We start from the raw sequence: 21,065 nt of genomic DNA, 5'->3' as shown, positions 1-21,065 counted from the left end.
CAGCAGCAAGGACAGGAGTCGCTGGGTGACGGGTACGAATGTGCGGACCGAAGCAGAGGAATCGGGACCCAGCGGCTACGCGGCGGCCCGGCTGCGCCTCCTCACCGAGGGGACGCGGTCCGGGCCGCCGCGCCGTACCGCCCTCGCCGGACTCACCGACGACTGGCTGTCCGGCATGTTCACGACCGTGGCCGGCCCGCTGCGCGGGGTGTCCCTCGTCGCCGTCGGCGGCTACGGCCGCGGCGAGCTGTCCCCGCGCAGCGACCTCGACCTGCTCCTGCTGCACGACGACGCGGACGGCGCCGCCGTCGCCGCGCTGGCCGACCGCCTCTGGTACCCGGTCTGGGACCTCGGCCTCGCCCTCGACCACTCCGTGCGCACCCCGGCCGAGGCCCGGCGCACCGCCGCCGACGACCTCAAGGTCCAGCTCGGCCTGCTCGACGCCCGGCACCTCGCGGGCGATCCCGGGCTGACCGCCGGACTGCGCACCGCGGTCCTCGCCGACTGGCGCAACCAGGCCCCCAAGCGACTGCCCGAACTCCAGGAGCTGTGCGCCGACCGCGCCGAACGCCAGGGCGAGCTGCAGTACCTGCTGGAGCCGGACCTGAAGGAGGCCCGCGGCGGACTCCGCGACGCCACCGCCCTGCGCGCCGTCGCCGCCTCCTGGCTCGCCGACGCCCCCCGCGAGGGCCTCGCCGACGCCCGGCGCCGGCTGCTCGACGTCCGCGACGCGCTGCACCTGGCCACCGGCCGCGCCACCGACCGGCTCGCCCTCCAGGAACAGGACCAGGTCGCCGCCGAGCTGGGCCTGCTCGACGCCGACACCCTGCTGCGCCAGGTCTACGAGGCGGCCCGCGTGATCGCGTACGCCGGCGACGTCACCTGGCGCGAGGTGGGCCGCGTGCTGCGCTCGCGGTCCGTCCGTCCCCGCCTGCGCGCCATGCTGGGCGGCGGCAAACCCGCCCCCGAGCGGTCGCCGCTCGCCGAGGGCGTCGTCGAGCAGGACGGCGAGGTGGTGCTCGCCCGCGCCGCGCGGCCCGACCGCGACCCCGTGCTCCCGCTCCGCGCCGCGGCGGCCGCCGCGCAGGCCGGCCTGCCGCTCTCCCTGCACGCCGTGCGCCGCCTGGCGGCGACCGTCCGCCCGCTGCCCGCCCCGTGGCCCGCCGAGGCCCGCGAGCAGCTCGTCACCCTGCTCGGCTCCGGCCGCCCGACCGTCGAGGTGTGGGAGGCGCTGGAGGCCGAGGGCCTGATCACCCGCCTGCTGCCCGACTGGGAACGGGTGCGCTGCCGTCCGCAGCGCAACGCCGTGCACCTGTGGACCGTCGACCGCCACCTGATCGAGACCGCCGTCCGCGCCTCCGAGCTGACCCGCCGGGTCGGCCGCCCCGACCTGCTCCTCGTCGCCGCGCTGCTCCACGACATCGGCAAGGGCTGGCCCGGCGACCACAGCGCCGCCGGCGAGATCATCGCCCGGGACGTGGCCTCCCGCATCGGCTTCGACCGCGCCGACGTGACCGTCGTCGCCTCGCTCGTCCGCCACCACCTGCTGCTCGTCGAGACCGCCACCCGGCGCGACCTCGACGACCCGGTCACCGTCCGCGCGGTCGCCGAGGCCGTCGGCACCCAGAGCACCCTGGAGCTGCTGCACGCCCTGACCGAGGCGGACGCCCTGGCCACCGGCCCGGCCGCCTGGTCGTCCTGGCGCGGCTCCCTCGTCGCCGACCTCGTGCGGCGGGTGTCCGCGGTCCTCGCCGGAGAGATCCCCGAGGCGCCCGCCCCCGACGCCGCACCCACCGCCGAGCAGGAGCGGCTCGCCCTCGAGGCGCACCGCACCGGCGGCCCCGTCCTGACACTGCGGGCACAGGCCGAGCCGCCCGTGCCCGACGGCCCCGCCGACCCGCCCGGCCCCGACACCCCGGACGCGCAGCGGCCCGAGCCCCTCGGCGTGGAGCTGCTCATCGCCGTACCCGACCAGCCGGGCGTGCTGCCGTCGGTGGCCGGCGTCCTCGCCCTGCACCGGCTGACCGTCCGCACGGCCGAGCTGCGGGCCCTGGACCTGCCGCACACCGTCGACGAGGGCAGCGTGCTGCTGCTCGACTGGCGGGTCGCCGCCGAGTACGGCTCCCTGCCGCAGGCGAGCCGGCTGCGCGCCGACCTGGTCCGCGCCCTCGACGGCTCCCTCGACATCGCCGGCCGCCTGGCCGAGCGGGACGCCGCCTACCCGCGGCGGCGGGGCGTCGTGGCACCGCCCGCCCGCGTGTCCGTCGCCCCGGCCGCCTCCCGGCACGCCACCGTGATCGAGGTCCGTGCGCAGGACGCGCCGGGACTGCTGTTCCGCATCGGACGGGCCCTGGAGGACGCCAAGGTCCGGGTGCGCAGCGCCCACGCGTCCACCCTGGGCGCCAACGCCGTCGACGCGTTCTACGTCACCGCGCCCGACGGGCCGCCGCTGCCCTCCGAGGAGGCGGCCGCCGTGGCCCGCCGGCTGGAGGAGACGCTGCGCGGGTGACGGTGACCCGGTCTTGTGCGGCCGGGATACCCTGGAGGGCGATTCTCCCAGCCGACCCCGACCCCGAGGACCGCGAGCGCCGTGTTCGACACTCTCTCCGATCGCCTGTCAGCGACCTTCAAGAACCTGCGCGGCAAGGGACGGCTCTCCGAGGCGGACATCGACGCCACCGCACGCGAGATCCGCATCGCGCTTCTCGAGGCGGACGTGGCGCTGCCCGTCGTCCGGACGTTCATCAAGAACGTCAAGGAGCGCGCCCTCGGCGCCGACGTCTCCCGCGCCCTGAACCCGGCCCAGCAGGTCCTGAAGATCGTCAACGACGAGCTGGTCACCATCCTCGGCGGCGAGACCCGGCGCCTGCGGTTCGCCAAGCAGCCGCCGACCGTGATCATGCTGGCGGGTCTCCAGGGCGCGGGCAAGACCACCCTGGCCGGCAAGCTCGCCCGGTGGCTCAAGGAGCAGGGCCACTCGCCGCTGCTCGTCGCCGCCGACCTCCAGCGCCCCAACGCCGTCAACCAGCTGTCCGTCGTCGCCGACCGCGCCGGCGTCGCGGTGTACGCCCCGGAGCCGGGCAACGGCGTCGGCGACCCGGTCAAGGTCGCCAAGGACTCCATCGACCACGCGCGGACCAAGGTCCACGACATCGTGATCGTGGACACCGCCGGCCGCCTCGGCATCGACCAGGAGATGATGCAGCAGGCCGCGGACATCCGGGACGCGATCTCGCCCGACGAGATCCTGTTCGTGGTCGACGCGATGATCGGCCAGGACGCCGTCAACACCGCCGAGGCCTTCCGCGACGGCGTCGGCTTCGACGGCGTGGTGCTCTCCAAGCTCGACGGCGACGCCCGCGGCGGCGCGGCCCTGTCGATCCGGCAGATCACCGGCAAGCCGATCATGTTCGCGTCGAACGGCGAGAAGCTCGACGAGTTCGACGCCTTCCACCCGGACCGGATGGCCTCCCGCATCCTCGACATGGGTGACCTGCTCACCCTGATCGAGCAGGCGGAGAAGACCTTCGACCAGGCCGAGGCCCAGAAGATGGCCTCCAAGCTGGCCTCCAAGAAGGGCCAGGACTTCACGCTCGACGACTTCCTGTCCCAGATGGAGCAGGTCCGCAAGATGGGCTCCATCTCCAAGCTGCTCGGCATGCTCCCGGGCATGGGCCAGATCAAGGACCAGATCAACAACCTGGACGAACGGGACGTCGACCGCACGGCCGCCATCATCAAGTCGATGACCCCGGGCGAGCGCCAGGACCCGACGGTCATCAACGGCTCCCGCCGCGCCCGTATCGCCAAGGGCTCCGGCGTCGAGGTCAGCGCCGTGAAGAACCTCGTGGAGCGCTTCTTCGAGGCCCGCAAGATGATGTCCCGCATGGCCCAGGGCGGCGGCATGCCCGGCATGCCGGGGATCCCGGGCATGGGCGGCGGACCCGGCCGGACCAAGAAGCAGCCGAAGAAGGCCAAGGGCAAGCAGCGCTCGGGCAACCCGATGAAGCGCAAGCAGCAGGAGCAGGAGGAGGCCGCCCGGCGCGCCGCGGCCGCCGAGGCTGGCGGCGCCCTCGGCCTCCCGCAGCAGGGCGGGCAGGACTTCGAGCTGCCGGACGAGTTCAAGAAGTTCATGGGCTGACACCCGCCGCACCGCACGCCGTCGAGGGCGCCCCCGGTTCCCGGGGGCGCCCTCAGCGCATGCCGGGACCCCGCAGGTGCCGTACCGTCCGAGGTATGAGCAATGCCGCGCCACCACGCAAGGGCACTGACCAGCCGTGGCGCACCGAGGGCACCCCGGACGAGCCGCCGCGGCGCTCCGGCGTCAGACGGCTGCGCGGCGGCTGGTGGGGCCTGCTCCTCACAGCGGTGATCGTCTTCCTGCTCGCCTGGGCCGGCCTCACCTACCTCAACCGGGGCACCGAGCCCACGATCGCCTACACGGAGTTCAGCCGGCAGGTCGACGCGGGGAACGTCGCCAAGATCTACTCCAAGGGCGACGCCATCCAGGGCCAGCTCAAGAGCGCCCGGCAGAAGCCCGGGGGAGGCGGGACGTACACCAGGTTCCGCACCCAGCGCCCCGCGTTCGCCTCCGACCGGCTCTGGCAGAGCCTGACCGGACACGGGGTCACGGTGACCGCCCAGCCCGTCACCCAGGAGCGCAGCCTGCTGACCAACCTGCTGCTCTCCCTCGTCCCGATCGCGGTCCTCGTCGCGCTGTGGGTCGTCGTCGCGCGGCGCTTCGGCCCCGGAGGCCCCGGCGGCGCGGGCGGCCTCCTCGGCCGCAAGGCGCCGCCGAAACCCGTCGAGCTGCAACCCGGCCCCCAGCGCACCACCTTCGCCGACGTCGCCGGCATCGACGAGGTCAAGGGGGAGCTGGACGACGTCGTGGACTTCCTGGAGCACCCCGACGCCTACCGCAGGATGGGCGCGAAGATGCCCCGCGGCGTGCTGCTGGCGGGACCACCCGGCACCGGCAAGACCCTGCTGGCGCGGGCCGTGGCGGGCGAGGCGGGCGTGCCGTTCTTCTCCGCCTCCGCGTCCGAGTTCATCGAGATGATCGTCGGCGTCGGCGCCTCCCGGGTCCGGGAACTGTTCGCCGAGGCCCGCAAGCTGGCCCCGTCCATCATCTTCATCGACGAGATCGACACCATCGGCCGGGTCCGCGGCGGCGGCGCCTCGGTCAGCGGCCACGACGAGCGCGAGCAGACGCTGAACCAGATCCTCACCGAGATGGACGGGTTCTCCGGCGCCGAGGGCGTGGTCGTCATCGCGGCGACCAACCGCGCCGACATCCTGGACCCGGCGCTGACCCGCCCCGGCCGCTTCGACCGGGTCGTCAACGTCTCCCCGCCCGACCGCGCCGGCCGCGAGTCGATCCTCGCGATCCACACCCGCGAGATCCCGCTCGACCCCGACGTCGACCTCGCCCAGGTGGCCCGCACCACCCCCGGCATGACCGGCGCCGACCTGGCCAACCTCGCCAACGAGGCCGCCCTCCTCGCGGTCAAGCGCAAGCAGCCCCAGGTGACCGCCGCGGACCTGTCCGAGGCCCTGGAGAAGGTGCAGCTCGGCGCCGAGCGCCCCCTCGTCCTGCCCGAGGAGGACCGCCGGCGCACGGCCTACCACGAGAGCGGGCACGCCCTGCTCGGCATGCTCCAGCCCGGCGCCGACCCGGTCCGCAAGGTCACCATCGTCCCGCGCGGCCGGGCGCTCGGCGTGACGCTGTCGACGCCCGAGTCCGAGCGGTACGCGCACTCGGAGGAGTACCTGCGCGGCCGGATCATCGGCGCCCTCGGTGGCATGGCCGCGGAGGACGTCGTCTACGGCGTCGTCACCACCGGCTCCGAGAGCGACCTGGAACAGGTCACCCAGATCGCCCGCGGCATGGTCGCCCGCTGGGGCATGAGCGCCCGCGTCGGCCGGCTGTCCGCCCTCCCGAGCGACGCGCAGCAGGCGTACGGACTGTCCGCCGCACCGCAGACGCTGGACGTCATCGACGAGGAGATGCGGCGCCTGGTCGACGAGTGCTACGACGAGGCCTGCCACAAGCTGCGCGTGCACCGCAGCCAGCTCGATGCGCTGACCAGCGCCCTGCTGGAGAACGAGACGCTGGAGGAGACCGACGCCTACCGCATCGCCGGGATCAGCCGCCCGCGCAAGGACGCCGAGGCGTGACCCCGGACGACGGACCGGCGCGCGGCGGCGCTCAGCGGGTCCGCGCCACGAGATAGCGGAACACGTTCGGCATCCACACCGTGCCGTCCGCCCGCCGGTATGCCTCCAGCGCCTCCGCCGTCTCCTTGTCGACCTGGGCCGGGTCGGACGCCGCGTCCGCCGCGTCGAACAGCCCCGTCGACCTCAGGCCGCGCACCGCGCTGTCCACGTCCGCGTAGCCGAAGGGGCAGGCGACCCGGCCGGAGCCGTCCGGGCGCAGTCCGGCGCGCTGCGCCACCTCCTCCAGGCCGTCGCGCAGCCCGGCCCGGGAATGGCCGGGACCGTCCGCCGGCCCGTCGGCCCTCCCGGCCACCTGCAGCACCTGCGTCGTGGCGCAGCGCTCCGGCGGGCCCCACCCGGCCAGCACGACCGGCGCCCCGCGCTCCGCGAGCGCCGCAGCGGCGGACAGCAGCTCCACCGTCTCCGCTCCGTCGCCGCCGCCGTGACCGAGTGGTTCGAAGGAGGTCACCACGGTGTACGCCTGCCGACGTGCGCCCCCCGCGTCCTCGGGCGCCCCCTCCACGAGCCGGGCGTCCGCCCGCGCACGGGTCTCCCAGTTCTCCGGCTGCAGCCGCCGCCGGGCGAGGGCGAGGCGCTCGGGGCAGGTGTCGACACCGGTGACCACCGCCCCTCTGGACGCCGCCATCAGCAGAGCCAGCCCCGAGCCGCAGCCGAGGCCCAGCAGCCGCGTGCCCGCGCCCACCTCCAGTCGCTCGTAGACGGCCTCGTAGAGCGGAACCAGCATCCGCTCCTGGATTTCGGACCAGTCACGCGCGCGTGCACGCTGATCGACACGAGGCACCCGCCCCGCGTGACGAACGTGCTGCCGCACGAGCGTAGGTGTCATGGATAAGCGCCCCAATCGACGAGAGTTGCCGCTGTACCCGATTCCGTGCGGCCCCCGTGCAGTGCGCCCGCACTCCTCTGCCAGGAAACTCCGAGCCCTCCCTCGCGTCCAGAGGTCGCGGGGCCCGGTTTGAAGGCCGCACATGCCAGTGGCGAGATTTCACATTCCGGTAATCCGCAGCCGTACCGGCCCGTCACGACCGGGGCACTCGGCCCACCCGGCCCGTCGCCCGGCCGGCCCGCCCCGGCACGGCGCACCCCGGGGCTTCCGGTGCCCGGCGGTCCCCGCCCGGGACGCCCCCCGTACACCGGGGGAGGGGCCGGTGCCGGACACCCCCGGCGCACCCGGTAACGTCGCCGTCGCCGCGCGCCGCACCGGGTCCGGCGGAAGCGGCCGAAACACATCTTGCGCAACGCGCGGACCCAGCGGCACCGCACCGGCCGGACGCCCTACGCGCGGGACCGTACGCACACCTACGCACCACCTTGGTACGAGCTGCGAGGCTTCTCCGCAGATCAGCGCACCCGCCCTCGTCAGGACGCATCAGTGCCAACTGACGGGTACGTGCAAATTATTTGGGATGCCCCGTAATAGGAACACAGTGGGCCCGAGGCTCGTTGTCATTACGTGAGCACGACACCACCTGTTCTCGCCGCAGAGCTGGCACAGGCGTGGGCCGACATTCAGCGGTACCACCCCGAGCTGCCGGATCTTGCCGCGCCCGAGTCCCTGATCGGGGAGTCGTCGTCCGCATGCGGTCACGCACTCTCCTTCGAGCGACTGCTCCATGAGGCAGTCCACGGCATCGCCGCCGCGCGTGGAATCCGCGACACCTCGCGCGCCGGCCGCTACCACAACCGCAGGTTCCTCGCGATCGCCGAGGAGCTGGGTCTGGACCACCCCGAGGAGCCGCATCCCAGCAGCGGCTTCTCCCTGGTCACGCTCAGCCCCGAGGCCAAGCGGCGGTACCGCCCGACGATCGAGCGCCTCCAGCGGGCCCTCAAGGCCCACACGGCCGCGACGGCCTCCGACACCGCCCGCAGCTTCCGCGGCCCGGCCGCCCGTCACGGATCCTCCGGCGGCGGGGTCAGGGTCAAGGCGGTCTGCGACTGCGGACGCAACGTCCGCGTCGTGCCGTCGGTGCTGGCCCAGGCGCCGATCATGTGCGGCGGCTGCGGGAAGCCCTTCCGGATCCCCGAGATCGTGGGCGCGGCAGCGGGCTGACGCCAGGCCGGCATCTCGTGGGTGCCGGAGCAGCACGCGACGCCGGCCCGGGATGCCGCTACGGCGGCGTCCCGGGCGCGCACACGGGCCGCCCGCCCGAGGACACCCGGCGCGCCGGGTGTCCCTTCGGCATGCCCGCACGGGCCGCCGCCCCCTTCGGCCGGAGCGGTCCGGGCGGTGTGGCACAATGGCTAGCTGTACTCGACAGTCGCACAGGACCCCTCTCTCCTCCGGCTGACGCGTCCATCGGGCCACTCGGGTACCGCATCCCCACGCGGCAATCCGCTGTGCCCACCCACGTCAATCCAGGAGAACCCACTCCCGTGGCAGTCAAGATCAAGCTGAAGCGTCTGGGCAAGATCCGTTCGCCTCACTACCGCATCGTCGTCGCCGACTCCCGTACCCGCCGTGACGGCCGGGCCATCGAGGAGATCGGCCTGTACCACCCGGTGCAGAACCCCTCGCGCATCGAGGTCGACGCCGAGCGCGCGGCGTACTGGCTCTCCGTCGGCGCCCAGCCGACCGAGCCCGTGCTCGCCATCCTGAAGAAGACCGGCGACTGGCAGAAGTTCAAGGGCGAGCCCGCCCCGGCCCCGCTCCTGCAGCCGCAGGAGAAGGCCGCGCGTCCGTCGTTCGACTCCCTCGGCGGCGACGACGAGGGCAAGGGTGAGGCCATCACCCAGAAGAAGAAGGCTGAGAAGAAGGACGAGGCCGCGGCTGAGTCCGAGTCGACCGAGGCCTGAGCAGCATGCTCGAAGAGGCGCTTGAGCACCTCGTGAAGGGCATCGTCGACAACCCTGACGATGTGCAGGTCGCCTCGCGCAACCTGCGTCGCGGACGCGTGCTCGAGGTCCGGGTCCACCCCGACGACCTCGGCAAGGTGATCGGCCGCAACGGCCGCACCGCACGCGCCCTGCGCACCGTCGTGGGCGCCATCGGCGGCCGCGGCGTCCGCGTCGACCTCGTCGACGTGGACCACGTCCGCTGACGCTGAACGCAACCGGCTCGGGCCGGGGAGGGCCGCACCGGCCGTCCCCGGCCCGAGCCGTCACCACAGGAGATCGTGCACAGTGCAGCTGGTAGTCGCACGGATCGGCCGCGCCCACGGCATCAAGGGCGAGGTCACCGTGGAGGTACGAACCGACGAGCCCGAGCTCAGGCTCGCACCCGGCGCCGTCCTGGCGACCGACCCCGCGTCCACGGGCCCGCTCACCATCGAGACCGGCCGGGTGCACAGCGGCCGGCTGCTGCTGCGCTTCGCGGGCGTCACCGACCGCACCGCCGCCGAGGCCCTGCGCAACACCCTCCTCATCGCCGAGATCGACCCCGAGGAACTCCCCGAGGGCGAGGACGAGTACTACGACCACCAGCTGATGGACCTCGACGTCGTCACGGTGGACGGCACGGAGGTCGGCCGGATCACCGAGATCTCGCACCTGCCCTCGCAGGACCTCTTCATCGTCGAGCGCCCCGACGGCAGCGAGGTCCTCATCCCCTTCGTCGAGGAGATCGTCACCGAGATCGACCTCACGGAGCAGCGCGCCGTCATCGACCCGCCGCCCGGTCTGATCGACGACCGCGCCGAGACCGCCTCCGCCCGCGACGCCGCGGAGGACGGCTCCTGATGCGGCTCGACGTCGTCACGATCTTCCCCGAGTACCTCGAACCGCTGAACGTCTCCCTCGTCGGCAAGGCCCGCGCACGCGGACAGCTCGACGTACACGTCCACGACCTGCGCGGATGGACCCACGACCGCCACCACACGGTCGACGACACCCCTTACGGCGGCGGCCCCGGCATGGTGATGATGACCGGGCCCTGGGGCGAGGCCCTCGACACCGTCCTCGCCGACGGCTACGAGAGCGGCGCGGGCCGGCCGGCCCTCGTCGTCCCGACGCCCAGCGGACGCCCGTTCACCCAGGAACTCGCCGTCGAGCTGTCCGCCTGCCCCTGGCTGATCTTCACGCCCGCCCGCTACGAGGGCATCGACCGCCGGGTGACGGACGAGTACGCGACCCGCATGCCGGTCCACGAGGTGTCCATCGGCGACTACGTCCTCGCCGGCGGCGAGGCGGCCGTGCTCGTCGTCACCGAGGCCGTCGCCCGGCTGCTGCCCGGCGTCCTCGGCAACGCCGAGTCCCACCGCGACGACTCCTTCGCCCCCGGCGCCATGGCCAACCTGCTGGAAGGCCCCGTCTACACCAAGCCGCCCGAGTGGCGCGGCCACGGCATCCCGGACGTGCTGCTGAGCGGCCACCACGGGAAGATCGCCCGCTGGCGCCGCGACGAGGCCCTGCGCCGCACCACCGCGCACCGTCCCGACCTGATCGAGCGCTGCGACCCCGCCGCCTTCGACAAGAAGGACCGCGAGATGCTGTCCATCCTCGGCTGGGAACCCGACCCGCAGGGCCGGCCCCACGGCCGATTTTGGCGCAGGACCTGCGGTATGGAAGAATGACCCGCTGTTGTGCGCCGTCCGGCGTGCGCCCCTGCCACAGGGGGACACGACGCCCGCTCCGACGAGCACGACGACTCCTTCCGACTTCACGATCCCGTCGATGACCTGTGGCATCGCCGAAGAAAGCAGACGAACATGGCCCACCTCCTCGACACCGTCGACGCCGCGTCGGTCCGCGACGACGTCCCCGCCTTCCGCCCGGGTGACACCGTCAACGTCCACGTGCGCGTCATCGAGGGCAACCGCTCCCGTGTGCAGCAGTTCAAGGGCGTCGTGATCCGCCGCCAGGGCTCCGGCGTCCGCGAGACCTTCACGGTCCGCAAGGTCTCCTTCTCCGTCGGCGTCGAGCGCACCTTCCCGGTGCACACCCCGATCGTCGAGAAGATCGAGCTGGTCACCCGGGGCGACGTGCGCCGCGCCAAGCTGTACTACCTCCGTGAGCTGCGCGGCAAGGCCGCGAAGATCAAGGAGAAGCGCGAGAGCTGAGCGCGCTGAGGGGTTCATGGCGGAGCCGGATACCATCTGGCTCCGATGGACACCGAAGCACAGCCGACGGAGCGCGACCGCTCCTCCCGCCCTACCGGCCCCGGGGACACCCGGGACCCGCGGGCACGGGAGGAACGGTCGCGTTTCGCGTTGACGCAGTGGATCGCGGAGCGGGTCCCCGGTGGGCGGATCACCCTGGGCGTGCTGCTCTGCCTGGGCCTTTTGCTCCTCCTCAACACCTTTGTGGTGCAGCCCTTCCAGATTCCCAGCGGATCCATGGAGCAGGGATTGAGGATCGGGGACCGCATTCTCGTAAACAAGTTGGCGTACCGTTTCGGTGCCGAACCGCGGCGCGGCGACGTCGTCGTGTTCGACGGCTCCGGCTATTTCGGTGACGCCGACTACGTCAAACGCGTTGTGGGTGTGGGGGGAGACCACGTGGTCTGCTGCGACCAGGAGGGAAGGATCCGGGTGAACGGCCGGTCGGTCGACGAGTCGACGTTCCTCCACCCGGGTGACCGTCCCTCCACGGTGGCCTTCGACGTCTCCGTGCCCGACGGCACCCTGTTCGTGCTGGGCGACCACCGCAGCGACTCCAGCGACTCCCGCGACCACCTCGGCTCGCCCGGCGGCGGCATGATCCCCGTCGGCGACGTGATCGGCCGGGCCGACTGGATCGCCTGGCCCGCCGCCCACTGGACCCGCCTGGAGAGGCCCGCCTCCTACGCGCGCGTGCCCGCCGCCGGGACGGCCGCACGGCAGCACGCGGGCGGCACCCATGGGTAGCCGCGGCAGACCGCGCGGCGCGCCCGCGGGCCCCGCCGAGAACCTCCTGCCCACCGGGGCGCGGCGCGCCGTGGCACCGCCGGCCGGCGGCCGCAGCCGCGCGGAGCGCCGCAAGCTGCAGCGGAAAGTCAAGCGCAAGCGCAGGCGCTCCGCCGTCCGGGAGATCCCGCTCCTGGTCGGGGTCGCCGTCCTCATAGCCCTGGTCCTGAAGACCTTCCTCGTCCAGGCCTTCGTGATCCCCTCGGGCTCCATGGAGGAGACGATCCGGATCGGCGACCGCGTCCTCGTCGACAAGTTCACCCCGTGGTTCGGCTCCAAGCCGCACCGCGGGGACGTCGTCGTGTTCCACGACCCGGGCGGCTGGCTGGCGGGCGAGCAGACCGCACCCAAGAACGACCCGGTGGGCGTCAAGCAGGTCAAGGAGGGACTCACCTTCATCGGCCTGCTCCCCTCCGACAACGAGAAGGACCTCATCAAGCGGGTCGTCGGCGTGGGCGGCGACCACGTCAAGTGCTGCGACGCGCAGGGACGGGTCACCGTCAACGGCGTCCCCCTGAACGAGTCCGGCTACCTGTACCCCGGCAATGCGCCGTCCATCACGCCGTTCGACGTCACCGTGCCCCAGGGGCGGCTGTGGGTGATGGGCGACCACCGCGCCAACTCCGCCGACTCCCGCTTCCACCAGAACACCGACTACGGCGGCACCGTCTCCGAGAGCTCCGTCGTCGGCCGTGCCATGCTGATCGGCTGGCCGGTCGGCCACTGGACCATGCTGAAGGAACCCGGAACCTTCGCCGCGGTGTCCGACTCGGCGGGCAGGTCGACCGCGTCCGCCCACCTGTCGCATAGGGTTGCATCCGACGAATCGAATGGATCGGTTCGGCTCCCGAGCCCTGCGGAACTCCCGCTCGTTATGGGAGTGGTGGGCCTGCGCCGGGCACGGTGCGGGCGGCGGCACGGAGTAAGGAGTTGGCGTGGGGGATGTGGCGGTAGGCGCACGGTCCGGACACGGCGGCGAGGAGAACCGCGGACGTCCCGTGGAAGCGGCCGGCCGGGTCGGGAACAGCGCCGTGGGATCCGGCAACGGGCCCGCAGTATCCGAGGACGGCACGGTGACGGAGCAGAACCAGAGCGATGAGCGGGGCACGGGCGGCTCGGCCCCGCAGCAGAAGCAGCCGCGTTCCTTCTGGAAGGAACTGCCCATCCTGATCGGCATCGCGCTGGTGCTGGCACTGCTGATCAAGACCTTCCTCGTCCAGGCGTTCTCGATCCCGTCGGACTCGATGCAGAACACCCTGCAGCGGGGCGACCGCGTCCTGGTGGACAAGCTGACCCCGTGGTTCGGCTCCGAGCCCGGCCGCGGCGAGGTCGTGGTCTTCCACGACCCGGACGACTGGCTGGCCGGCGAGCCGACCGCCACCCCGAACGCGCTGCAGACGGTCCTCAGCTGGATCGGCCTGATGCCCTCGGCCGAGGAGAAGGACCTCATCAAGCGCGTCGTCGGCGTCGGCGGCGACACCGTCGAGTGCCAGGGCAACGGGCCCCTCACCGTCAACGGCAAGGCGCTGAACGAGCCGTACGTCTACCCGGGCAACACGCCGTGCAGCCAGGACGACCAGGGCGGCCAGTTCAAGGTCACCGTGCCTCAGGGCTACATCTGGGTGATGGGCGACCACCGTCAGGACTCCCGCGACTCCCGGTACAACCAGAGCGACCGCCACCACGGCATGGTCCCCGTGAAGGACGTCGTCGGCCGTGCCATCGTCAAGGCCTGGCCGATCAACCGCTGGGACACCCTGCCCGTGCCGGACACCTTCGACCAGCCCGGCCTGGCCACGCAGCCCTCGGCCTCCGGTGCGCTGAGCGTCGCGCCGCCGGCCGTCGCCCTCACCGCGGTCGTCCCGGTCGCGCTGTGTCGGCGCCGGCGGACCTCGGCGACGCGGACCGCGGCCGCCCCGGCGCCGACGGCGGCCGGGAAGCGCTGAGGGCGGCCGGGAACCGCTGACGGCGGCCGGGTCCGGCCGCCGACGGTCCTCCCGCCCGCGGCACGGGTGCCCCTGTTCCCGGGGCACCGCCCGCGCCGGCTCCCGCCCGGACCCTCCGTCCGTCTCCCGGTCCGTCCGCGCGTGCGGCCGCCCCCGTCCGCCGCCCCGCTCGCCGGATTCCGCTTCCGCGGCCCGCCCGCGTGAAGCCCGTGTGGAGCTTGTGACCCAGGTCGGACAAGAAGGGCTGCCCCGTTCCGGAACCGCCCGGTAGGGTGCGGGTCCATGGGTGGCGAGAGCACGACACGTACGGCCCCGCGCAGCGGCGGCACGAGCACGGCGCCGAGGGGTGGCAGGACCGGTCAGCGACTGTCCGGGGTGGCCGTGGCCCTCGGGCTGGTGCTGTTCCTGGCCGGATTCGGATGGGCCGCGGTGACCTACCGGCCGTACACCGTGCCGACCAGTTCGATGACCCCGACGATCAACATCGGCGACCGGGTCCTGGCCCAGCGCATCGACGGCAGCGAGGTCCGCCGGGGCGACGTCGTCGTCTTCACCGACAAGTCCTGGGTCACCAACGCCCCCGTGGTCAAGCGCGTCGTCGCCGTCGGCGGCGACACGGTCTCCTGCTGCACCCAGGGCAAGCTCACCGTCAACGGCAAGCAGATCGACGAGCCGTACCTCAAGGGCGGCCCCGCCGAGGTCGCGCAGATCCCCACCGTGAAGGTGCCCGAGGGCCGCCTCTTCCTCCTCGGCGACCAGCGCGAGGGCTCCCTGGACTCCTCCGCCCACCTCACCGACGCCGCCAAGGGCACCGTCGCCCGCTCGGCGGTGAACGCCCGGGTGGACGCGATCGTCTGGCCCATGAAGGGCTCGCTGGAGCGGCCCACCGGATTCCAGGCCCTCGGCACGCTGTCCCGGCCCGGCCCGCTGCGCACCATCTACCTCGTGATCATCGGCGGTGCCGTGCTCGTGCTGGCCGGCGGCGCCTACGGCCCGATCGCCAAGCTGCTGGGCGGCTCGCGGGCCCGGGCCCGGACGGAACCCGCCGGTGCCCGCTGACGCGGCTCCCGACGGTCTGCGCAGGGTGTCACGGGTCGTCCTGCTGGATCCCGCGGACCGCATCCTCCTGCTCCACGGCCACGAGCCGGACGATCCGGCCGACGACTGGTGGTTCACCCCCGGCGGCGGCCTGGAGGGCGACGAGACGCGCGAGCAGGCGGCGCTGCGGGAGCTGGCCGAGGAGACCGGGATCACCGAGGTCGAGCTCGGCCCGGTGCTGTGGCGGCGGAGGTGCTCGTTCCCGTTCGCGGGCCGCCGCTGGGACCAGGACGAGTGGTACTACCTGGCCCGGACGACCCGGACCGAGACCGCGCCGCAGGCCCTGACCGACCTGGAGCGGCGCAGCGTGTCCGGAGCACGCTGGTGGACGTGCCCGGAACTGACCCGGGCGCATGAGACGGTGTATCCGACCAGACTCGCCGGGTTGCTGCGCACGCTGCTCGACGAAGGTCCCCCGGCTCGGCCCGTGACCCTGGACACGGAAATCGTCTAGGGCCCCGCGGTACGGGCGCACAATGGGGGGACCGCACGGCTGAAGGGGAACATGCCATGAGCGCCGAGGACCTCGAGAAGTACGAGACCGAGATGGAGCTGAAGCTCTACCGGGAGTACCGCGATGTCGTCGGCCTGTTCAAATACGTGATCGAGACCGAGCGGCGTTTCTACCTCACCAACGACTACGAGATGCAGGTCCACTCCGTCCAGGGCGAGGTGTTCTTCGAGGTGTCCATGGCGGACGCCTGGGTGTGGGACATGTACCGGCCGGCCCGGTTCGTGAAGCAGGTCCGCGTCCTGACGTTCAAGGACGTGAACATCGAGGAGCTCAACAAGAGCGACCTGGAGCTGCCGGGCGGCTGACCGCCTCCGCAGAGTCACTCCGGAGGGTGACCGGGTTGTCCACAACCGGCGAGTAACCCACCAAGATCCACTCGGCCCCCGCCGATGCGTGACCGTGGGCGCCGGAGGTGGTGCCGACATGGACGCACGCAGTGCACTCGGCAAATACGGAGAAGGACTGGCCGCACGCCGGCTGACCCAGGCCGGAATGACCGTCCTGGAGCGCAACTGGCGCTGCGGCAGGACCGGCGAGATCGACATCGTGGCCCGCGACGGCGACACCCTCGTCGTCTGCGAAGTGAAGACCCGCAGCGCAGGGGCCTACGAACACCCCATGGCCGCCGTCACCCCACGCAAGGCACGCCGCCTGCGCGGCCTCGCCGAGCGCTGGATCCAGACCCACGGCGGAGCACCCCCCGGCGGCGTCCGCATCGACCTGGTCGGCGTGACCCTGCCCCGCCGCGGCGCACCCCGCGTCGAGCACGCACGGGGGGTGGCGTGATGGGATTCGCCCGCACCTGCTCGGTCACCCTCGTCGGAGTCGGCGGCGTCGTCGTCGAGGTCCAGGCCGACCTCGAACCGGGCATCGCCGCCTTCACCCTCGTCGGCCTCCCCGACAAGAGCCTCACCGAAAGCCGCGACCGGGTACGCGCCGCAGTGATCAACTCCGGCTGCACCTGGCCCCAGAAGAAACTCACGGTGGGCCTCAGCCCCGCCTCCGTGCCCAAAGCCGGCAGCGGCTTCGACCTGGCCGTCGCCTGCGCCGTCCTCGGCGCCGCCGAACGCATCGACCCCCGCGTCCTCGCCGACATCGTCATGATCGGCGAACTCGGACTCGACGGCCGCGTCCGCCCCATCCGCGGCATCCTGCCCGCCGTCCTCGCCGCCGCCGACGCCGGCTACGAACAGGTCGTCGTACCCGAATGCGCCACCGCCGAGGCATCCCTCGTCCCCGGAGTCTCCGTACTCGGCATCCGCAGCCTCCGCCAGCTCGTCGCCGTCCTCGCCGACGAGCCCGTACCCGAGGAGGAACCCGACGACCAAGGACGCCCCGACCCGCTCCTCGCCGGCCTGCGCATCCCCGGCGCCGGCGCCGGCACCGCCACCGGCCTGTACGCCCCCGAGCACCAGGACCACCAACCCGACCTCGCCGACGTCGTCGGCCAGACCGCGGCACGCACCGCCGTGGAGGTCGCCGCCGCCGGCCGGCACCACCTGTTCCTCGAAGGACCACCCGGCGCCGGAAAGACCATGCTCGCCGAACGGCTCCCCGCACTGCTGCCACGACTTGCCCGCGAGGAATCCCTCGAGGTCACCGCCGTCCACTCCGTGGCCGGACTGCTGCCCCCCGGCAAACCACTCGTCGACGTCGCCCCCTACTGTGCCCCGCACCACTCGGCCACCATGCAGGCACTCGTCGGCGGCGGCCCCGGCACCGCACGCCCCGGCGCCGTCTCACTCGCCCACCGGGGCGTCCTCTTCCTGGACGAGACCCCCGAATTCAGCAGCCACGCCCTCGACGCCCTGCGCCAGCCCCTGGAAGCAGGACACGTCGTGATCGCCCGCAGCACCGGCGTCGTGCGCTTCCCGGCGAGATTCCTGATGGTGCTGGCCGCCAACCCCTGCCCCTGCGGCCGCCACTCCCGCCGGGACACCCTGTGCGAATGCCCGCCCTCACTGATCCGCCGCTACCAGGCCCGCATCTCCGGCCCCCTCCTCGACCGCGTCGACCTCCGCGTCGAAGTGGACCCCGTCACCCGGTCCGACCTCACCCGGGAAGGACCCGGCGGAGAATCCACGACCGTCGTCGCCGACCGGGTACGCGCCGCCCGGGAGCGCGCCGCCACCCGCTACACGGACACCCCCTGGCGCAGCAACAGCGAGGTCCCCGGCCGCGAGCTCCGCCACCGCTGGCCCCCCGCCCCCGGCGCCATGGACGACGCCGAGCGCGGCCTGGAACGCGGAACCCTCACGGCCCGCGGCCTCGACCGTGTCCTGCGCGTCGCCTGGACCGTCGCGGACCTCGTCGGCCACGACCGGCCGACCACCACCGACGTGGCACTCGCCCTGCACCTGCGCACCGGAGTCCCCCGAGGAGTGCCCCTCGCGATCGGAACACCGGCATGACCCCACACGGAACCCCCACCGCCGAACGGCTCGCACGGGCCTTCCTCAGCCGAGTCCTCGAACCGGGGGACGAGACCACCGGACGCTGGCTGCGCCGGACCGGAGCGATCGAGACCGCCCACCGGCTCCGCGCCGGCGGCCCGGCCCCCGCCGGAATCTCCGACCGGCGCTGGGCCGGCCTCGGCGCACGCGCCGCACGCGCCGAACCCGAGCGCGACCTCGACGCGGCGGACCGCGCCGGCGTGCGCTTCGTCTGCCCCGGCGACACCGAATGGCCCGCCCAGCTCGACGACCTCGGGGACACCCGCCCCCTGGGCCTGTGGGTGCGCGGACGGCCCGGCCTGCGCATATGGGCACTGCGGTCCGTGGCGCTCGTGGGCGCCCGCGCCTGCACCGAATACGGCGCCCACATGGCCGCCACCCTCGCAGCCGACCTCGCCGAACGCGGCTGGGTGGTCGTCTCCGGCGGCGCCTACGGCGTGGACGGAGCCGCCCACCGCGGCGCGCTCGGCGCCGGCGGAGCCACCGCCGCCGTCCTCGCCTGCGGCGTGGACCGGCCCTACCCCCGCGGGCACACCGCACTGATCGAGCGGCTCGCGGAACAGGGACTCGTCGTCGCCGAACTGCCACCCGGCGAACACCCCACACCCAGCAGGTTCGTCGTCCGCAACCGGGTCATCGCCGCCCTGACCCGCGGCACCGTGGTCGTCGAGGCCGCCTACCGCAGCGGCTCCCTCGCCACCGCACGGGCCGCGGACCGGCTCGGCCGCCACGTCATGGGCGTCCCCGGCCCCGCCACCAGCGCACTCTCCGCCGGCGTCCACGAACTGCTGCGCGGCGGGGCCGTCCTCGTCAGCGACGCCACGGAAGTGATCGAACAGGTCGGCGACATGGGCGACCTCGCCCCGGACCGACACGGCCCCGTCCTGCCCCGCGACCTGCTCTCCCCGGACACCCGGCACGTCCTCGACGCGCTGCCCGCGAGGGACGCGGCGACCCCGTCCGACATCGCCCGCGACGCCCGGACCACGCCCGACGACGCGATCGCCAGACTGTACGAACTTAGATCACTTGGTTACGCCGAACGTCAGGGTGACGGCTGGAAGTTGACACGCCAGGCGACGATCTCGGTTCGAGCCGACCGGAACGGGTGTTGACCCAGCGTGTTCGGCCGTCCGGGCGAACCTCTACGGCACGCGGAATTCCCCCAGTTGGGGCTCCCTGTCCTCACTGACGGTGACGGCCGTGACCCGGCGGAGCGTCCAGCGGAACGAATCTGCGTACGCCCCGCGCCCCGCCGTTCGCGCACCGCGACACTCCAGTCACGCTACGCTCACGGGGATTCCGGCACAGAAACCCGATCTCGGCACCAGACCGACACCTCACCCAGGCACCCGCACTCCACGGCAGAACGGCACAAGGCGACGAATGCCCCAGCACACCTCCGGGTCCGACCGGGCGGCGATCCCCCCAGCCGCCCGCGACGGTGGCAGCGTGCGGCCGCCCGCTCCCTCGACGCTCGACGAGCTGTGGCGGTCGTACAAGGCGACGGGGGACGAGCGGTTGCGGGAGCAGCTGATCCTGCACTACTCGCCGCTCGTCAAATACGTGGCGGGACGCGTCAGCGTCGGCCTGCCGCCCAACGTGGAACAGGCCGACTTCGTCTCCTCCGGAGTCTTCGGGCTCATCGACGCCATCGAGAAGTTCGACGTCGACCGGGAGATCAAGTTCGAGACCTACGCGATCACCCGGATCCGCGGCGCGATGATCGACGAGCTCAGGGCCCTGGACTGGATCCCACGCTCCGTACGCCAGAAGGCAAGGAACGTCGAACGGGCCTACGCGACCCTGGAGGCCCGGCTGCGCCGTACCCCCACGGAAGCCGAGGTGGCCGCCGAAATGGGCATCGCCGTGGAAGAACTCCACGCCGTCTTCAGCCAGTTGTCCCTCGCCAACGTGGTGGCGCTGGAAGAGCTCCTGCACGTCGGCGGCGAGGACGGCGACGGACTCAGCTTCATGGACACGCTCGAGGACACCGCCGCCGACAACCCGGTCGAGGTCGCCGAGGACCGGGAACTGCGGCGCTTCCTGGCCCGCGCCATCAACACCCTGCCGGACCGCGAGAAGACCGTGGTCACGCTGTACTACTACGAAGGCCTCACCCTCGCCGAGATCGGCAACGTCCTCGGCGTGACCGAGAGCCGGGTCAGCCAGATCCACACCAAGTCGGTGCTCCAGCTGCGCGCGAAGCTGGCGAGTTTCGGCCGCTGACCCCCTCCCACGGGACCGGCCCGGTGGGTCGCCCCGAGTCGCCCGCGCGACGGGGGAGGCGTCCGTACAGTGGGGGACGTGCCAAGGATTCGAGCGGCCACCGTGGCCGAGCACCGGTCGATGCAGCGAGCCGCCCTGCTGGACGCGGCACGCAGCCTGCTGTCCGAGGGCGGGACGGAGGCGCTGACCTTCCCCGCGCTGGCCGAGCGCACCGGCCTGGCCCGCTCCTCGGTGTACGAGTACTTCCGATCACGGGCCTCCGTCGTCGAGGAACTGTGCGCCGCGGACTTCCCCGTCTGGGCGGCGGACGTCGCCACGGCGATGGAGCGCGCCGAGGGCCCGCAGGCCAGGGTCGAGGCCTACGTCCGCCGGCAGCTGGAACTGGTCGGGGACCGGCGCCACCGGGCCGTGGTGGCGATCTCGGCCAGGGAACTCGACGCCGGGGCGCGGGAGCGGATCCGTGCCGCGCACGGCGGGCTCGTCGCGATGATCGTGGAGGCCCTGGCGGAGGCCGGGCACGAGCGGCCTCGCCTCGCCGCGATGCTGCTCCAGGGCATCGTCGACGCGGCGGTACGGCGGATCGAGCTGGGCGCCGCCGAAGACCCCGCGGACATCGCCGAAGCGGCCGTGGGCATGGCGCTGAGGGGCGTGACGGGCTGACCGCGGGCGGGGGCGGGGAGGGCGACCTGCGGCGCCGGCCGGGGCGTGACGGCTCGATCCGGCGCTTCCTCGCCTTCCCCCGCCCCCTCCCCCCGGGGCCCCACCCCAC

Annotated in this window: 21 protein-coding genes; 20 read left to right on the top strand and 1 reads right to left on the bottom strand. The window is 73.1% G+C overall.

From position 1 onward, the window contains the following. Positions 1-25: 25 nt before the first annotated feature. From P3H78_RS30050 to ftsH, 3 genes are all read left to right on the top strand, one after another. Positions 26-2,509, top strand: coding sequence for a [protein-PII] uridylyltransferase (locus P3H78_RS30050; RefSeq protein ID WP_276112336.1), 2,484 nt, complete (start codon positions 26-28; stop codon positions 2,507-2,509). A gap of 81 nt (positions 2,510-2,590) precedes the next feature. Further along, entirely contained in the window at positions 2,591-4,141 is a 1,551-nt protein-coding gene (gene ffh, locus P3H78_RS30045; RefSeq protein WP_276112335.1) for a signal recognition particle protein, read from the top strand. A 95-nt stretch (positions 4,142-4,236) separates the two neighbouring features. Beyond that, positions 4,237-6,177 (top strand): ATP-dependent zinc metalloprotease FtsH, encoded by a 1,941-nt coding sequence (gene ftsH, locus P3H78_RS30040; RefSeq protein ID WP_276112334.1) that lies wholly within the window; start codon positions 4,237-4,239, stop codon positions 6,175-6,177. Between the two features lie 31 nt (positions 6,178-6,208). On the opposite strand, the gene P3H78_RS30035 is transcribed toward ftsH, so the two are convergent. Further along, positions 6,209-7,063, bottom strand: a complete 855-nt coding sequence (locus tag P3H78_RS30035; protein WP_276112333.1) for a methyltransferase domain-containing protein — start codon at positions 7,061-7,063, stop codon at positions 6,209-6,211. A 627-nt stretch (positions 7,064-7,690) separates the two neighbouring features. On the opposite strand from P3H78_RS30035, the gene P3H78_RS30030 reads away from it, so the two are divergent. The 17 genes from P3H78_RS30030 (at position 7,691) to P3H78_RS29950 (ending at position 20,956) form a co-directional block, all read left to right on the top strand. Continuing rightward, positions 7,691-8,287 (top strand): hypothetical protein, encoded by a 597-nt coding sequence (locus P3H78_RS30030; protein WP_276112332.1) that lies wholly within the window; start codon positions 7,691-7,693, stop codon positions 8,285-8,287. 323 nt (positions 8,288-8,610) lie between these two features. Continuing rightward, the gene (gene rpsP, locus P3H78_RS30025; RefSeq protein ID WP_276112331.1) at positions 8,611-9,030 is read left to right on the top strand and encodes a 30S ribosomal protein S16; all 420 of its coding nucleotides are present in this window, start codon (positions 8,611-8,613) and stop codon (positions 9,028-9,030) included. 5 nt (positions 9,031-9,035) lie between these two features. Beyond that, positions 9,036-9,275, top strand: coding sequence for an RNA-binding protein (locus P3H78_RS30020; protein WP_003973401.1), 240 nt, complete (start codon positions 9,036-9,038; stop codon positions 9,273-9,275). Between the two features lie 82 nt (positions 9,276-9,357). Next, positions 9,358-9,912 carry a ribosome maturation factor RimM gene (gene rimM, locus P3H78_RS30015; RefSeq protein ID WP_276112330.1) on the top strand — a complete coding sequence of 185 codons (555 nt, stop codon included), beginning with the start codon at positions 9,358-9,360 and terminating at the stop codon, positions 9,910-9,912. Continuing rightward, positions 9,912-10,745: a tRNA (guanosine(37)-N1)-methyltransferase TrmD gene (gene trmD, locus P3H78_RS30010; RefSeq protein WP_276112329.1), complete on the top strand. Its 834-nt coding sequence runs from the start codon at positions 9,912-9,914 to the stop codon at positions 10,743-10,745. The genes rimM and trmD overlap by 1 nt, the downstream gene beginning before the upstream one ends. Positions 10,746-10,880: 135 nt before the next feature. After that, entirely contained in the window at positions 10,881-11,231 is a 351-nt protein-coding gene (rplS, locus tag P3H78_RS30005) for a 50S ribosomal protein L19 (RefSeq protein ID WP_276112328.1), read from the top strand. 45 nt (positions 11,232-11,276) lie between these two features. Continuing rightward, complete coding sequence (lepB, locus tag P3H78_RS30000; RefSeq protein WP_276112327.1) at positions 11,277-12,017, top strand: signal peptidase I; 741 nt, start codon at positions 11,277-11,279, stop codon at positions 12,015-12,017. Then, positions 12,010-13,155: a signal peptidase I gene (lepB, locus tag P3H78_RS29995; RefSeq protein ID WP_276112326.1), complete on the top strand. Its 1,146-nt coding sequence runs from the start codon at positions 12,010-12,012 to the stop codon at positions 13,153-13,155. Before lepB (P3H78_RS30000) ends, lepB (P3H78_RS29995) begins: the two co-directional genes overlap by 8 nt. Beyond that, positions 13,130-14,002: a signal peptidase I gene (gene lepB, locus P3H78_RS29990; protein WP_276112325.1), complete on the top strand. Its 873-nt coding sequence runs from the start codon at positions 13,130-13,132 to the stop codon at positions 14,000-14,002. The genes lepB (P3H78_RS29995) and lepB (P3H78_RS29990) overlap by 26 nt, the downstream gene beginning before the upstream one ends. 282 nt (positions 14,003-14,284) lie before the next feature. Further along, entirely contained in the window at positions 14,285-15,061 is a 777-nt protein-coding gene (gene lepB, locus P3H78_RS29985) for a signal peptidase I (protein ID WP_276112324.1), read from the top strand. Next, on the top strand, positions 15,051-15,554 hold the full coding sequence (locus tag P3H78_RS29980; protein WP_276112323.1) for an NUDIX hydrolase: 504 nt from the start codon (positions 15,051-15,053) through the stop codon (positions 15,552-15,554). The genes lepB (P3H78_RS29985) and P3H78_RS29980 overlap by 11 nt, the downstream gene beginning before the upstream one ends. A 56-nt stretch (positions 15,555-15,610) precedes the next feature. After that, positions 15,611-15,919, top strand: coding sequence for a DUF2469 domain-containing protein (locus P3H78_RS29975; RefSeq protein WP_003965949.1), 309 nt, complete (start codon positions 15,611-15,613; stop codon positions 15,917-15,919). A 118-nt stretch (positions 15,920-16,037) separates the two neighbouring features. Further along, on the top strand, positions 16,038-16,400 hold the full coding sequence (locus P3H78_RS29970; RefSeq protein WP_276112322.1) for a YraN family protein: 363 nt from the start codon (positions 16,038-16,040) through the stop codon (positions 16,398-16,400). Then, positions 16,400-18,025: a YifB family Mg chelatase-like AAA ATPase gene (locus P3H78_RS29965; RefSeq protein ID WP_276112321.1), complete on the top strand. Its 1,626-nt coding sequence runs from the start codon at positions 16,400-16,402 to the stop codon at positions 18,023-18,025. Before P3H78_RS29970 ends, P3H78_RS29965 begins: the two co-directional genes overlap by 1 nt. Continuing rightward, on the top strand, positions 18,022-19,182 hold the full coding sequence (dprA, locus tag P3H78_RS29960; RefSeq protein WP_276112320.1) for a DNA-processing protein DprA: 1,161 nt from the start codon (positions 18,022-18,024) through the stop codon (positions 19,180-19,182). The genes P3H78_RS29965 and dprA overlap by 4 nt, the downstream gene beginning before the upstream one ends. 271 nt (positions 19,183-19,453) lie before the next feature. Continuing rightward, a complete protein-coding gene (gene whiG, locus P3H78_RS29955) occupies positions 19,454-20,296 on the top strand; it encodes an RNA polymerase sigma factor WhiG (protein WP_276112319.1) in 843 nt (280 codons plus the stop codon). A 102-nt stretch (positions 20,297-20,398) separates the two neighbouring features. After that, positions 20,399-20,956: a TetR/AcrR family transcriptional regulator gene (locus P3H78_RS29950; protein WP_276112351.1), complete on the top strand. Its 558-nt coding sequence runs from the start codon at positions 20,399-20,401 to the stop codon at positions 20,954-20,956. Positions 20,957-21,065 lie beyond the last annotated feature (109 nt).

The organism is Streptomyces tropicalis (assembly GCF_029269835.1).
In the GTDB taxonomy this organism is placed as follows: Bacteria; Actinomycetota; Actinomycetes; order Streptomycetales; family Streptomycetaceae; genus Streptomyces; species Streptomyces tropicalis.
The sequence above is the reverse complement of the archived record's forward strand: the minus strand, read 5'-3'. Positions and strand labels throughout refer to the sequence as shown.